General features: G+C 41.9%; 10 protein-coding genes and 2 pseudogenes. 3 read left to right on the top strand and 9 right to left on the bottom strand.

Going from position 1 to position 15,791, the window contains the following annotated elements; all coding sequences use genetic code 11:
* Positions 1 to 214: 214 nt before the first annotated feature.
* Entirely contained in the window at positions 215 to 2,521 is a 2,307-nt protein-coding gene (locus tag ABKW31_RS09420) for a TonB-dependent receptor (protein ID WP_348616087.1), read from the top strand.
* Positions 2,522 to 2,608: 87 nt separating this feature from the next.
* Here the strand turns inward: ABKW31_RS09420 and glyA are convergent, their stop codons facing one another.
* From glyA to ABKW31_RS09465, 9 genes and pseudogenes are all read right to left on the bottom strand, one after another.
* Positions 2,609 to 3,865, bottom strand: a complete 1,257-nt coding sequence (glyA, locus tag ABKW31_RS09425; RefSeq protein ID WP_348616088.1) for a serine hydroxymethyltransferase — start codon at positions 3,863 to 3,865, stop codon at positions 2,609 to 2,611.
* A gap of 479 nt (positions 3,866 to 4,344) precedes the next feature.
* A complete protein-coding gene (locus tag ABKW31_RS09430; RefSeq protein ID WP_348616278.1) occupies positions 4,345 to 5,223 on the bottom strand; it encodes a GGDEF domain-containing phosphodiesterase in 879 nt (292 codons plus the stop codon).
* Between the two features lie 6 nt (positions 5,224 to 5,229).
* Positions 5,230 to 7,410: pseudogene (gene amt, locus ABKW31_RS09435) on the bottom strand (ammonium transporter); the annotation flags it as partial.
* Between the two features lie 218 nt (positions 7,411 to 7,628).
* A complete protein-coding gene (locus ABKW31_RS09440; RefSeq protein WP_348616089.1) occupies positions 7,629 to 8,624 on the bottom strand; it encodes a Gfo/Idh/MocA family oxidoreductase in 996 nt (331 codons plus the stop codon).
* Positions 8,625 to 8,639: 15 nt separating this feature from the next.
* A complete protein-coding gene (locus ABKW31_RS09445; protein WP_348616090.1) occupies positions 8,640 to 9,944 on the bottom strand; it encodes a M20/M25/M40 family metallo-hydrolase in 1,305 nt (434 codons plus the stop codon).
* 106 nt (positions 9,945 to 10,050) lie between these two features.
* Positions 10,051 to 10,815, bottom strand: a complete 765-nt coding sequence (locus ABKW31_RS09450) for an exodeoxyribonuclease III (protein ID WP_348616091.1) — start codon at positions 10,813 to 10,815, stop codon at positions 10,051 to 10,053.
* 100 nt (positions 10,816 to 10,915) lie between these two features.
* On the bottom strand, positions 10,916 to 11,302 hold the full coding sequence (locus tag ABKW31_RS09455; protein ID WP_348616279.1) for a DUF5655 domain-containing protein: 387 nt from the start codon (positions 11,300 to 11,302) through the stop codon (positions 10,916 to 10,918).
* Positions 11,297 to 11,416 (bottom strand): annotated as a pseudogene (locus ABKW31_RS09460) (DUF4287 domain-containing protein); the annotation flags it as partial. The gene ABKW31_RS09455 and the pseudogene ABKW31_RS09460, both read right to left, overlap by 6 nt.
* Before the next feature lie 170 nt (positions 11,417 to 11,586).
* The gene (locus ABKW31_RS09465) at positions 11,587 to 12,597 is read right to left on the bottom strand and encodes a DUF6081 family protein (protein WP_348616092.1); all 1,011 of its coding nucleotides are present in this window, start codon (positions 12,595 to 12,597) and stop codon (positions 11,587 to 11,589) included.
* A gap of 412 nt (positions 12,598 to 13,009) precedes the next feature.
* On the opposite strand from ABKW31_RS09465, the gene ettA reads away from it, so the two are divergent.
* Complete coding sequence (ettA, locus tag ABKW31_RS09470) at positions 13,010 to 14,677, top strand: energy-dependent translational throttle protein EttA (RefSeq protein WP_348616093.1); 1,668 nt, start codon at positions 13,010 to 13,012, stop codon at positions 14,675 to 14,677.
* Positions 14,678 to 15,124: 447 nt separating this feature from the next.
* Positions 15,125 to 15,295 (top strand): hypothetical protein, encoded by a 171-nt coding sequence (locus ABKW31_RS09475; protein ID WP_348616094.1) that lies wholly within the window; start codon positions 15,125 to 15,127, stop codon positions 15,293 to 15,295.
* The last annotated feature ends 496 nt before the right edge of the window (positions 15,296 to 15,791 follow it).

Consider the following 15,791-nt stretch of genomic DNA (forward strand, 5'->3'; position numbering starts at 1 on the left):
TGAGGATAATACCCAAGCCCTATTGTCGTGCCAGTATCAAGAGATTGGCTGTTATGGAAATGAAATGTGACAGTAAGCATATTTCACGCTCATCAAAAATATTGAACAAACAATACATCATTGACTAAATAGCCTAAACTCAGCCGGTTATTTTATCACTACTACTGTGACCCATTTAGCTTACATAAAACACACATTAACTAGCGGACACTAAATGAAAAATTTTAATAAAGCCTTAGTCGCGGTTTGCGTAAATGCAGCCATGTTTAGTCAATTCAGTTTCGCCCAAGAAGAGACTAAAAAATCTCACGACAATGCCCTCGAGCAAATCACCGTTACTGCACAAAAACGTACCCAGAGCATTCAAGAAGTGCCAATTTCAATTGCCACATTAAGTGGTGAAAAATTTGAAAGTATGTTTTCAGGTGGCGAAGACATCCTTGCTTTAGCGGTGCGTGTACCCGGTTTATATGCAGAAACCTCAAATGGTCGCGTCGCCCCTCGTTTTTATATCCGCGGTTTAGGTAACACCGATTTTGATTTAGCCGCTTCACAGCCTGTCTCGATCGTGATGGACGATGTGGTTAAAGAAAACGTTATTTTAAAAAGTTTTCCCCTTTTTGATGTGGAGCAAGTTGAGGTTATTCGTGGGCCACAAGGTACACTTTTTGGACGTAATACCACGGCTGGCATTATTAAATTTGACTCAGTAAAACCCACAGAAGATTTTGATGCTTATGCAAAATTGGGGTTGGGTAATTTAGGTACCGTAAACGTTGAAGCCGCCGTTGGCGGTGGTTTAGCAGATAACCTTTCGGGGCGTATTTCTGTGCTATCGCAGAACCGAGAAGACTGGATCAACAATGCTTATACTGGCGAGCAAAATGCTTTCGGCGGTTTTGATGAAAAGGCTTGGCGAGCACAGCTGCTGTATTCTCCTTCAGCTGATTTTTCAGCTCTACTTAACGTGCACGGACGTGAGCTAGATGGCACAGCGTCAGTCTTCCGGGCTAACGTGTTCACCAAAGGTAGTAATGAGCTAAATGAAAACTATGTAAGAGATAAGGTTTATTATGACGCTGACATTGATGGTAACGGCCCAGATAATAATCCACAAAAATATGAGAACTATGGCCTGTCGTTAAAACTAGAATTTGGTTTTGAAGGTATGGACATGACGAGCATTAGCGCATTTGAAAATGCACAAGGCTCAAGCTTGGGTGATATCGATGGCGGGGTTTCTTTGTTTGCTCCGGCAGATATCAATGGCGATGGTACTGAAGAACTCACTTACCCTGGATTTATAGCCTTTGGTGCGGTTACGCAAGATAACTTGGATGATTTAGAACAATTTACCCAAGAAATACGCTTTGCTAGCGATACCAGCAATGCCCTTAGTTGGCAAGCGGGTGCCTTTTATTATGACTCATCGTTTAACGTTACCAGTATTGATGGTTACTTTGGCGCCACAACGGTATTTCACGAAAACACCACGTGGGCCTTATTCTCACAAGTGTCTTATGCGGTTAACGACAAACTCAATGTCACTGGTGGCTTGCGTTATACCTATGATGAGAAATCACTGCAGGTCGGCGAGCAAAATGTTAATGGCTTTGCCTTGGTGACGGGTGATGCTAGCATTCAAAACTATGCTGATATCAATGTAGATGATAGCCAAGTTAGCTGGGAGCTAAGTGCCAACTATCGTTTAGACAGCGATACCTCTTTATTTGCTCGAGCGGCAAATGGTTTTAGAGCACAAACGATCCAAGGTCGTGATGTGGCGTTTGAAGGAGCGCCTTCAGTTGCCAGCCCAGAAACGATTAATTCCTTTGAAGTGGGTTTTAAATCTGACTTATTAGATAATTCACTCCGCTTAAATATTGCCACGTTTTACTACGTTATCGATGACGTGCAGTTTTCTGCCATTGGTGGCGGTGCAAACAATACCGCACTGGTTAATGCAGATAAGGGCACCGGTTATGGCTTTGAAATAGACTCTCAGTATGTGGTTAACGATAACCTTTTATTGACAGCTGGCTATAGTTATAACCACACCGAAATTCAAGATGACACTTTAACAGTAATGCCTTGCGGCGCTAATCCGGCATTTGGGTCAACGGGTAACTGTACAGTACTTGATCCCCGTCCAGATGGTTATAAAGCGTCTATAGATGGCAATCCGTTTCCACAAGCCCCTGAAACTATCTTTAATGTAACGGCTCGATATTCAACCCCCATGGGAGATGATGGCGAGTTTTATATATATACCGATTGGGCCTATCAAGGTAAAACCAGTTTATTTCTCTATGACTCTATCGAATTTACCACTGATGGCAATATAGAAGGTGGTTTGAGAATAGGTTATGAAAATTATGCTGAAAACTACAGTGTTGCTCTGTTTGGTCGCAATATTACCAATGAGCACAATGTAAAAGGGGCTATTGATTTCAATAACTTAACCGGTATTGTCAATTCACCGCGTATTTTTGGTATTGAAGCGAAAGTCAGCTTCTATTAATTAACAGCATATCACCAAATAACAAAAAAGCCCCTTTGGGGCTTTTTTTAGATTATCAATCAATTACATTGTTGTAAGATTCGAAACTTAGCCGTAAACAGGGAAGGTTTCACACAAGCTAACAACTTCTACTTTAACGCGTTCAATGACACTGTCATCACCCAAGTTATCTAGCACATCACAAATCCAACTCGCCACTTGTTTGGCTTGTTCTTCCTTAAAACCACGGCGAGTAATCGCTGGAGTACCAATACGTAAACCACTAGTGACAAAGGGAGAACGTGGGTCATTAGGAACCGAGTTTTTATTAACCGTAATGTTAGCGCGACCAAGTGCTGCATCAGCGTCTTTACCAGTGATATCTTTATTAATTAAGTCTAATAAAAATAGGTGGTTGTCTGTTCCGTCAGAAACGATTTTGTAACCACGTTCTTGCATGACTGCCACCATCGCTTTGGCATTGTTTAGCACTTGCTGTTGATAGACTTTAAATTCTGGCTCAAGCGCTTCTTTAAACGCCACAGCCTTGGCTGCAATAACATGCATCAGTGGGCCACCTTGGTTACCAGGGAACACTGAGCTATTAAGTTTTTTGTAGATAGTTTCATCGCCGCAGGAAGATAAAATCAAGCCGCCACGAGGGCCAGCAAGGGTTTTATGCGTTGTGGTTGCTACGACATGAGCATGGGGTAATGGGTTTGGATACAGACCTGCAGCAACTAAGCCTGCAACATGAGCCATATCCACAAACAAGTAGGCACCGACTTTGTCTGCAATTACGCGGAAGTCCTGCCAGTTGATGATGCCTGAATAGGCTGAAAAGCCGGCAATGATCATCTTGGGTTTGTGCTCAAGAGCCAAGGCTTCAACCTGGGCCATATCGATTTCACCAGTTTCAGGGTGCAAACCATATTGTACGGCGTTATAAGTTTTGCCCGAAAAGCTGACAGAGGCACCATGCGTTAAGTGGCCACCATGAGCAAGGCTCATACCCAATACTGTATCACCGGCATTCAACAAGGCCATAAATATGGCTGAGTTTGCTTGTGAGCCTGAATGCGGTTGCACATTAGCATACTCTGCACCAAACAATAATTTGGCTCGCTCAATGGCTAAATCTTCAGCGATATCCACATACTCACAACCGCCGTAATAACGTTTATGAGGATAACCTTCAGCATATTTATTGGTTAATTGTGAACCTTGGGCTTCCAGCACTCTTGGGCTACAGTAGTTTTCTGAAGCGATCAACTCAATATGATGCTCTTGGCGTTGGTTTTCGTTTTGAATCGCTTGATACAATTCTGGATCAAAATCAGCAATATTCATGTTACGTGTCAGCATCGGCTATCCTCTAACTCATTTTTGGCAAAAAAGACGGAGCGTAAAAAAGAAGCGCATATTCTAGTCATTTTCAGTGCTTTGTATAGTCGTAAAGCGCCATGAACCATAACCAAATGTTGTAACGCATTGTTGGCGCTTCTCTCACACCTTCCATTCAGAATGGTTTGATGTCTAGTAGTACAACAAAACAGCGACTTTGGTTTAGTTAGGCTTTAATTTATTGCTAATAACCAGCAAGGTCTTTTCTAACTCGCCGTAACTATTAAGAGCTGGGCATTATCATTAGAGAACCTATATTTTGTTGCGCTAAAGTGATGGCTCTGACCGACCTATTCCTCATATCAATCGCAAATTAAGCTCGTTATTACAACAGCTTTGGCGACTTAGCCAGATTTCAAAAATTGGAAAAAAATTTGAGCTAATAAATAGTGCTCTACTATTTTTGACAGGCACATAAGCTAAATTTGATATTGACGGCTCTAAGCAGCACTGAGTGGGCGAGAACTCAATAAGGCCCCTGCATTTTCCACGGATAAGGGTTTGTGAAAAAAATAGCCCTGGAAAATGTCACAGCCCATAGCTTTGAGTAACTCTAACTGACTCAATGTTTCTACACCTTCTGCCACTATACCCAAATCAAGATTCTTAGCTAAATTAATGATAGTGGCACAAATTTGCCGATCTTCTTCGGTTACATCGCATTCTTGCACAAAGGTTTTATCTATTTTTAATACATCCAAAGGAAGGCGTTTTAAATAACTCAACGAGGAATAGCCGGTACCAAAATCATCCACTGAAATCCTTATATTCAGCGATTTTATTTCTGCCATTACTCGAATGCATCGGTCGATATCATGCACGAGAACCCCTTCCGTGATTTCAATTTCGAGATACTCTCCTGAGATATCAAAAAGTGCTAGCTGTTGGCGAATAAACGGAATTAAGACATCGGAGACCAAATGTTTACCGGATAAATTGACCGCAATAGGCACCAAAACTAAACCTTGCTTACGCCAATACTGCAACTGTCGCAGGCTATCATTGATCACCTTTTCACCTAGTTGAATGATCAAATTTGACTCATCGGCGATAGCGATAAACTCGCTGGGTGAAATCATTCCTTCATCGGGGTGATGCCAGCGCATAAGCGCTTCAAAGCCAACAACGCTGTTTTCTTGGTGATTGATTTTTGGTTGATAGACTAAATAAAATTGGTCTGAAGCTAAATTCTTGCGCATGTCGCGCTCATAACTATATTGTTTACTGGCTACATAAGCCATTTCGGGCTCAAACAATTGATAGTTATCACGGCCCTTTTGTTTGGCTTGATACATGGCAATATCAGCGTGCTGAATCATTTTATCAGCACTGATTTCAGTGCCAACCGCCAATGTGACCCCAATACTGGTTGGAATATTAAAGTAATTATCTTGCACTTTAACACTCTCACGTAGCACTTTTAAAATACTCGCGGCTTTGTTGTTAACCAAAACCTGATCAATTTAACCACTCATTAATACAACAAATTCGTCTCCGCCCCACCTTGCAATAATATCTGATTCACGGCACACAAGGTTGAGCCGTCGGGCAACTTCGCATAGCAATTCATCGCCCGCTTTGTGTCCCATGGTATCGTTAATTTTTTTAAATTTATCTAAGTCTAAAAACAACAAGGCAACGGACAAACCCTGCTGCTGCGCATTTTTGAGGGCCTCATTTAATTTCTCCATTAAAAAAGTCCGATTGTAAAGACTGGTTAAGGGATCTCGATATGCTAAAAATCTCAGGCGAGATTGCAATTTAGTTTGTCGAGTAATATCTCGGATGTGCAAAGTGTACTCTGTTAACAAACCATTATTCAGCGGCGTTGTAGTAATAGTAATTTCAGCCGGAAAACTGTTTTCTGACGAACGTTGTAATTGCATTGTATTGCGTCGGTTTAACAGCAAACCCTGCGATGAGGTAAACATTTGCTGTAAACTGTCAAGTGCTTGTTGTTGATCTTTTTCTAATAAAAACATGGTGAAAAAGTTTCGCTCTTGAACATGATTTTTTAAACAACCAAAAGTGCGCTCAGCAGCAGGATTAAACTCAATAATGTTGCCTTTGTGATCAATTGAAACAATACAATCCATAGATGAATCAAGAATGGCACTTTTACGTTTTTCACTCGACTGATATTGATTAATTGCCGTGTCGCGTTCACTAATTTCCAACTTAACTCTATTGATTACTTCGTTGTAACGACGGGCAATCTGGCCAACCTCAGTAAAAGGCTCTTCTGGCACAGGTGTGGTAAAATTACCCTCTTTTTCTTGATGGTGCATAGAGCTCAATAAGTCAATGAGTTCTGTATTGGCATTATGTTCACTGACATTTAAACCGCGCTCTTCATCTTCAACAGAAACTCGCAGCGGCATGACATGATTCAGCAGGCGCATTAACAAGTAAGCAACCCAAAAACTATAAAATCCTATACTGACGATACCCAACAATTGGGCACCCAGTTGTTGCCATATCGTTAAACCATTAGCCAAAATGGCGGGGGCACCGAAAAACGCAACGGCAAGTGTTCCCCAAATGCCCGTAAAGAGGTGAGCCGGCACTACGCCTAGTGCATCATCTAGACCTAAACGCACCATAAAAGCCGAGCCGTAATAAACCACTAGCCCTGATATAGCCCCTATCAAAGCGGCTTCCATAGGGCTTACTGCATGGCAAGAAGCAGTGATCCCAACCAAACCACCGATGATGCCGTTGAGCATTTTGGCCACGTCAAAATAACGGTGTTTGAGGTAGTAAAAAAAGCCAACAAAAATGCCACCAAAAATGCCACCAAAAATAGCAGAAAGCGTGGTATTGAGCAGAATTAAAGGAACTTGCTCATTTAGTTGTAAGGTACTGCCGCCATTAAACCCAAACCAGCCTAGCCAGATCAGTAAAGTCCCCAAGGCTGACATGGGAAGATTACTGCCCTGAGGCAAACGTATGCCAGTATGAAAACGTCCGAGTCTGGGACCAATCACAATGATCGCAGCCAGTGCCACCCAGCCTCCAACAGAATGCACCACCGTTGACCCAGCAAAATCGACAAAACCTAATTGCTCGAGCCAACCTTGTTGCCCCAAATACGCAGACGACCAAGCCCAGTGTCCCGTTATCGGATATATCAGTAAGCTTAAAATAAGGGTAATAGCTAAGTAGCCATTAAAGGTCATTCTCTCGGCAACAGCCCCAGAGGCTAACGTAGCCGCAGTACCACAAAACATCAGTTGAAATAGAAAGAAGCAAATTTGGTTAACGTTTTGCGTTTCACCAAAAAACATATCGCTGCTGCCGAGAATACCATTCAAGCTATGGCCAAACATGAGGCCAAAGCCCACTAACCAAAACACCGCGGCTGACAACAGAAAGTCAGCAATATTCTTTGCCGCCACATTAATACTATTTTTACTGCGAGTACGGCCTGTTTCTAAACATAAAAATCCCGCCTGCATTAAAAAAACCAACACAGTAGAAAATAACAGCCATAAGTTCTGCTCCATGCTACCTCTACTCAAATAAGTAATTGATGATTTGCACCACAACACAACAAAATGTAGGAAGAATAAGTAACAACGCCCTCATTCAGGGCGCTATTCATTATTGTGGTTCAAATCATTAGAATTAAAACAGAGGTATTCAAAAGTCAGGCCAGTTAAACGTATCTATCAGTCATTTGTACTAAAATCTAAGCTCGCAAGATATTAACTGCAAAGACCCACTATATTTTTTCAATTTCATCAGCGTATGTGAGGCCAATCTGCTTACGCACTTCATCCATTATTTGCATAACGGCTAAACTGGCTTGATGCGGCATAAATTCACTACACACTTGACCTGCTAATGCACAGCGCATTGACTCTTCTATTTGATATTCAAAACCATTGACGGCATGGGGGAATGCAGCGGTTTCATGCAACTTACCATCAAGCCAAAGTTGGGCCTCTTCGCCTACCCAGAAATGCTCAGGTAAATGAATACGGCCTAACTCTCCGACTAAGGTCATGCTATTAGTGCATTTGGCCTTAATTGAACAGCTAAATTGCGACAGTTGGCCCTTGGGGAAATGCATATTAACTTGGGTTTGTTCATCGATGCCCGAGGCACTTAAGTGGCTCATCGCTTGAATTTTGTCTGGCACTTGATCTAACAAAAATAAACTCAGACTAATGCTATACACCCCCAAGTCTAATAAAGCGCCACCGGCTAACAGTGGGTTATTTAATCGATGCTCAGCTTGGTCGCCAAAGGCAAAGCCAATATCCGACTGAATGTAGTGTAAGGTGCCAATTTCGCCCTGCTTAAGCCACTTTTTTACCTGAGCAAAACAGGGCATAAAGCGGCTCCACAAAGCTTCTTGAAACAATAAACCTTTGGCTTGCGCCAGTTCTATCAATATTTTGGTTTGGGCGGCATTAATGGTCAATGGTTTTTCAAGCAATATGTGTTTACCTGCTTCAAGACATTGTTTAGCCAGTTGATAATGATGACTATGGGGCGTGGCAATATAAATAATGTCAACCTCATTATCATTCATCAAATCACTGTATTGATTATAGGTAAGCGCTACATTATAGCGCTTGGCAAATTCAGTTGCGCGCTCAACAGAGCGACTGGCGATGGCATATAGTCGCCCTTGCTTTGATTGCATTAGTGCATCGGCAAATTTTGAGGCGATTCCGCCTGGTCCAATAATTCCCCACTTCATTGTTGTCATTTTTATCCTTCTTCTTTATTGTTGGACGCTTAAACGATACAACAGTACCGCGGTTTTTTGAATATTCTGGGCAAAGCTGGTCATGTCAGCCACTTCATCTTTGGTGTGTCCTCCTGTGCCCATCAAACCTAAACCATCAATCGCCATATCAACATGCTCAGCCACAAAGGAAATATCAGCGGCGCCAGCATTACGCGGATTAACTGGACTGACTTTGTTATAGCCTAAGTCGAGGCTAACTTGACTGTAGATATTTAATAGCTCGAGATTGCCCGGGGTTTGTTGCATCGGCGGATAACCTTCATCAAATACTAATGTGGCATCAGTTTGAGCTAAATGTTGCTCAACAATTTTGTGCATTTTCGCTTTCGTTTCAAGTAATTGTTGGCCCGACGCAGCACGCAGACCACCTTTAACCGTCGCCACTTGAGCAACCACATTACGTTTACCAAAACTTTCTAAGGTCGATGCATCAGTGTCTGTTAAGCGGGTACCACCGGCAATGATGCCAGGATTAAAACTCAATAGAGGTGTGTCCGATAATTGCTCGCGAAAATCATTAAGAATGCGCGCCATTTCAAAAATAGCCCCATAACCAACCGCCTCAGTGAAAATTTGTGACGAGTGCGCTGCGTTTCCGGTGGTACTCAATGTCCAGCCTACCGACCCTCGCCTCGCTGTCACGGCAGTATTTATATCACCATCAGCATCTTCAAATCCTAAGGCAATATCAGCCCACTTGCCGGCCTCAATTAAGGCTTGCTTAGACAGAGCCAAAGGTCGGCCACTGGATTCTTCATCACCAGTCAGCACCACTTTAATGTTCATCTGTGACAACAAACCCTGTTTGTGCAGGGCCTGCAGAGCGGCCAACATGATCACATCGCCGCCTTTCATATCAGTAATCCCTGGACCCGCAATACGCTTATTATCAAGTAAGGTAGCCACTTGGAAACTATCGTCTTTAGCAAAAACGGTATCTAAATGGCCGATTAACATTATTTTCGGCGCTGAAGGACTACTGTTAGATTCATAGGTCGCCACCAAATGACCAGAACGTGCAAATGCACTGCCATCTAACCATTGTGTGGTAAAACCTAGCGCATCGTATTGCTGTTTAAATATCATGCCGACTTGTTTTACCCCGGCAAAATTTTGCGTGCCGCTATTGATATTCACCGTCTCAATCAGTAGACGTTGCGATTGCTCAAGCTGTTGGTTTATTGATGCAACGAGTTGCTTTTCAAGCGGCACATTTGCCATCACCAAAGTGAAAAATAGGCAGCAAACCAAGAGGAAAGATGAGGTTATTTTTATCATAGTTAAAGACTCACGTTGAATAATTATCACGGTGTTTTTTATAGGATTGCCCTCTAGACTAGCTAAGATGCTCAGCTGCATATTGATAGGAGCTATTCGATAGCCGCTAAACACCTATCTCCAATGTTACGGGGCAGTGATCAGATCCAAAGATATCATTATAGATTTCGGCTTGTTGAATTTTATCCACCAATTTCGGCGAGGTTAAAAAATAATCTATCCGCCATCCCACATTTTTTTCACGGGCACCGGCACGGTAACTCCACCAGCTGTATTTTTGTTGCTCAGGATATAAATGACGAAAACTATCCACAAAGCCGGCTTTAACAAGATTATCCATGCCATCTATCTCTTTTTGGGTAAAACCCGCACTTTTATTGTAATTAGGTTTGGGACGGGCCAAATCAATTGCCTTATGGGCCACATTAAGATCGCCACACACCACCACAGGTTTAAGCAGTTCTAATTTTTGTAAATAGGCCAGAAAATCAGCATCCCACTGCTGACGATAGGCTAAGCGTTTTAGCTCGCTGCCTGAATTAGGCGTATACACTGTGACCAAATAAAAGTTTGCAAATTCAGCACACAAAACTCGACCTTCTTGGTCGTGTTCCTCGATACCCATGTCCATACTGATGTTTAATGGGGCTACCCGACTGATGATACTGGTGCCAGAGTAGCCCTTTTTTACCGCCGAATTGGTAAATATTTGGTAGCCCTCTATGCTCGCTAACGCTATCTGCACCTGTTCATCTTGTGCCTTGGTTTCTTGTAAACACAATACATCACAGTCCATCTTGGAAAAAGAAACAGCAAAGTCTTTATTCATTGCCGCTCGAATACCGTTTACATTCCACGAAACTAATCTCATTCTAATCCCCATTTTAACGTTGTCCCCATTGTAGCGACAAAAGAGTTAAAACCAAGGATAGAAGTAATAAGCAAGCGTGTTGCTTTCCCAGAAGTAGAGATTAACCCGCCTCTAGATAAGCCTCTTTGATTAAATTAAACAACTCAGTATCAACTTGACTTATATCAGTTACTTGTATTCTGTGGCTGCACATAGTGCCAAAGATGCCTGAGGTTTCTAAGCGTCCTGAGTAGCCTTTATTGTTAAACTTCAAACCTAAATCTATACGCGTTTTAGTGCTTGGCTGGACAAGGGCAAATTGTCGTTTGCGGCGAAAGGAAACAGCGTTTTTTTTGGGCGACATATGAACATCCTCAGCAAGTTGACAGATAAATTGCTGTAAGGCCTGATAAATAGGCACTAGTGTCTCTTTTCCTTGGTATTGTTTAGCCAGTAAGTCATCCGCATCGTGACTGCCCGCATCGGCTTCTCGAAATTTTAAGGCAATTAGGTTAGCGTAGCCGTGTGTTATGCCACACTCCCCTTTTAGATAAGTCATTATTTCGCCATGTTTAGCAAAATTTTTAATTGCTAATACCGCCTTACATTCGTCTATGGTTTTTCCAGTTTTTTCTAATCAATTTTATTCCATCTTGTATTCTGTTCGAATGCGAACTATCTCACTTGATTTTCAGTGCCTCCCGCGAAAATACTGATGCGGGAGGTCACTTAGTCAGATCAATTTTAGTGCGTCTTTGTTGCCTACTTCATAGACCCAGAAAAAGTATTAGTTCATTTTATCTTTTGAGTAACTTTGAAGTTGCTCCAAGTGCCTATCGCTCCTTGGCCAAACAACCTTTCTGACTCAGGAATTGAAACACTCAGTTCAAGTGCATCAGGATGTTGATAAGGAAAGGCATCAAGTAAACTAAACAAACCATGACCTATCACAAAAGAATTGAGACGGTCTTTTAAGTCTTCACCGTCACCAAGCGAGGGTGCATAACCTGAATAGGCCACATTTTGCTTATCCAATGGAATACCAACATTATCAACGCGGGTGAACAGTTTTCCGTCCAGAAAATATTCAACATAAGATAACTGTTCGCCTCGGGTGTATCGAATGGCAACGTTGTGTTTTTTACCCGCTTTAATATCCACTTCTTTTATAATTTGTGTATAAGCCAAATTCACACCAGTCTCTCCTAAACCAGTCACATTGGAGGGAAGGCGCTCTATCAAGGCAAAGGCTTTGTTTTCTGAGATAAACCAATCAAACAACTGCCCTGTTTCAAAGTTGATCATGTTTAGCACCACACCGGCTTGTTGTCCTTGTCTTGCTATTGCCGAATAGGGATTATCGCAAGGTTCATTAACATCTTGGTAGGAATAAGCTAAGCCATAACAGCCCTTTATCAAGCGATCAGTTTCAGTACCAGGTGTTTGCGCCACAATATCAACGGAAAACTCCAGAGAGCCACTGACTGGCATTGAAAATTCTTCAGTACTCACTGCGATATATTTTAAGTGATCGTATACACTGTAATCAGCGACCATATGAAATGGCACTGCAGACACGGTCGTTTCATGTTTACTTACAGACAAAACTGCGCCTGCAGCCAGTTCTAAGGGACCATAAATATTTTCCCATCTTTGAAAATACTCGGTTTCATTTTGGGCATCATACTTCAGAACATAATTGCCATTTGGAGCCGCTAACAAACCATTTGAGATAGTTAATAAGGTAAATGAGAATAGTGAAATGAGTAGTCTGCGTTTATTTACTTGGATATGTTTTTTCATTTTTAATCTCCTTGCTAAATGATTGGATTGTGCACACCAAACACAACAGAAAACAATTGAGTGCGACCAAGATTAGTTAACAAATTTGCTTTTTGTCAAAGCCAAATTACCCATAAATTTTGGGCTGAGAAATTAACTTCGCGACCTTGGTTCAAAATTTACTCACCCCATATTCACTGACCCCAAGCCCATTTTCGCCCAAATTAATTGGGTCAGTCTTTTAATACAAACCCAAATTTATGCAGTTTTAGAAATAGACAGACTTTTTAAGCCCAATTAGCGCGTAAGAATAAATACCTGAAGGAGTTAGCATTCATAACTAAATATTTAACGCGCCTCTTACACTCCGCCCCTCGTATTTAAAATGGGTTTGGGGTTACAATAGTTAAAAATCGATGGAGTTGTTTTAACAATGGCGCAATACGTATATAGCATGCACCGCGTGGGCAAAGTCGTGCCCCCCGGCAAACATATTCTTAAAAATATTTCTTTAAGCTTTTTTCACGGCGCCAAAATAGGCGTACTGGGTCTCAATGGCTCAGGTAAATCAACACTTTTACGCATTATGGCCGGTATCGATAAAGACATCGAAGGCGAAGCCAATCCGCAAGCGGGCTTAAAAATCGGTTATTTACCACAAGAGCCCAAACTAGACGAAAGCAAAACCGTACGTGGCAATATCGAAGAAGCTGTTGCTGATGTTGTGCATGCCTTAAAGCGTATTGATGAAGTATACGCGGCTTATGCTGAAGAAAATGCTGACTTTGATGCACTCGCCAAAGAGCAAGGTGAGCTTGAAGCCATTATTCAAAGTAAAGACGGTCATAACCTAGACAACGCTTTAGAGCGCGCTGCAGACGCCCTGCGTTTACCACCTTGGGATGCCGATGTTAGCAAGTTGTCGGGTGGTGAACGCCGCCGTGTGGCTCTGTGTCGTTTGTTACTTGAAAAACCCGACATGTTGTTACTCGACGAACCCACCAACCACTTAGATGCTGAATCAGTAGCGTGGTTAGAACGTTTCCTACACGACTATGAAGGCACTGTTGTGGCCATTACCCATGACCGGTATTTTCTAGACAACGTAGCCGGTTGGATCTTAGAGCTTGACCGTGGCCAAGGTATTCCTTGGGAAGGCAACTATTCTTCATGGTTGGAACAAAAAGATGCGCGTTTACAGCAAGAAGAAAAAACTGAAAGCGCCCGTCAACGTTCAATCAAAACTGAATTAGAGTGGGTACGCTCTAACGCTAAAGGTCGTCAATCTAAAAGCAAAGCGCGTATGGCGCGCTTTGAAGAACTTAATACCGGTGATTACCAAAAACGTAATGAAACCAACGAGTTATTTATCCCACCAGGTGAACGCTTAGGTGACAAAGTATTTGAAGTGACCCACCTGAGAAAATCTTACGGTGACCGCTTACTGATTGATGACTTGAATTTTAAAATGCCTAAAGGTGCCATCGTCGGCATTATCGGCCCCAACGGTGCAGGTAAATCTACTTTATTCAGAATGCTAACCGGCATGGAAAAAGCGGACTCTGGCACCATTGATGTGGGCAGTACTGTGCAAATGGCCAGTGTCGATCAGTTCCGCGATCATATGGACGGCAACAACACGGTATATAAAGAAATTTCTGATGACTCCGACATTATTCGCATCGGTAATTTTGAATTAAACAGCCGCGCTTACTGTGGTCGTTTTAACTTTAAAGGCTCTGATCAACAGAAGTTTGTTAAAGACTTGTCTGGCGGTGAACGTAACCGCGTGCATTTGGCCAAATTGCTTAAAGCCGGTGGCAACGTGCTATTACTCGATGAGCCCACTAACGATTTAGACGTAGAAACTTTACGCGCCCTAGAGAACGCCATTTTGGAATTCCCTGGCTGTGCCATGGTAATATCCCATGATAGATGGTTTTTAGACCGTATCGCTACCCATATCATGGACTACCGTGACGAAGGTAAAATCAACTTCTACGAAGGTAATTACACTGAATATGCTGCGTGGCTCAAAGCCACTTATGGTACTGATATTGTAGAGCCTCATCGTCTGAAGTATAAAAAAATCAGCAAATAAATCAGCTAATTTTTAAAGTATTTTAAAGGCGCGCAAGCGCCTTTTTTTGTCGCTGCAATAAACGCTACATTTAAGCTCCTAATCACTTGTAGGAGGCCCTTTAGAGCCGAATTTTAAATTAGCAACCGCTTGGATTTACATTTTTTGCCAATAGTCAAATTTCAAAAGCCTAATCTATCAATCTATATAAGACACTCTTAGGCTCAAAAGAAGCTTACTTTTCCATGGGTAAAGTGCATCGTTAGTTGCGCTTTACCGGCCTAGAATCGAGTAATATAACATTCCAATCAATTTATAAAACCCTACTAAAATTGACTTCCCTTGCAAAATATTGAGACACAATCCTAAGGTTGAAAAACAAAAAAACTTTCAATGTATATACATTTAATATACTTTAGATATCAATGAGTCGCAAAATAGTATGTCACTAGGACAGTTTCTTTAAGTATGAAGAAAGTTAAGCAGAAGAATAGTCAGTTGCTTGTGCGGATTAACGACCAAGAGCGGGCTGAATTCATCAACCTTTGTGAGGAACTTGATACCAGTGCAGCACGTGAGGTGCGGCGATTCATTCGAGAGTTCATTGCACAGCATTATGCTGCCCCTCAAAAAGAGTAAAGCGCAATGAACATTCAGTTAATTAAGTTAAAGGATATTCAAAATGGCAAAAGCTAAGTCAATAAAAAAAGAAATCAAAAACCGTAAGGCTAAAATTGCTAAGCAAGAAGGCAAATTGAAAAAGCTGAAGAAACAACTTAAAAAAGCGAAATAAGTCTCGCTCGATTAAGTGAAAGCTGAGCAAAGGCAAGTCCTGCTCAGCTTATTTAATTAAGCAGATGAATAAGTCGTAAACTAGGTAAGTCCTCCTCTGACCACCGCTATTTTTATTTACACTGCTAGCAACTCCAAAAACACAAATCCAACAAAACTGCCGTGAGGCTTTCTTGAGTTGATAGCCCTCTAGTTATTAAGCCAAGTGAAGACTTTATGCTCTAAACTTTCCGCTGATTTTGATACATGGCTGAGCTACTCCCCACGTTTTGAAGGTTAAACCCGAAGTAAATTGCACGTTTTAATTACCTATAAGGCTGTTGGCTTTTAAAAAATCGGCTAA

The organism is Paraglaciecola sp. 25GB23A (assembly GCF_040012495.1).
Taxonomy (GTDB): Bacteria; Pseudomonadota; Gammaproteobacteria; order Enterobacterales; family Alteromonadaceae; genus Paraglaciecola.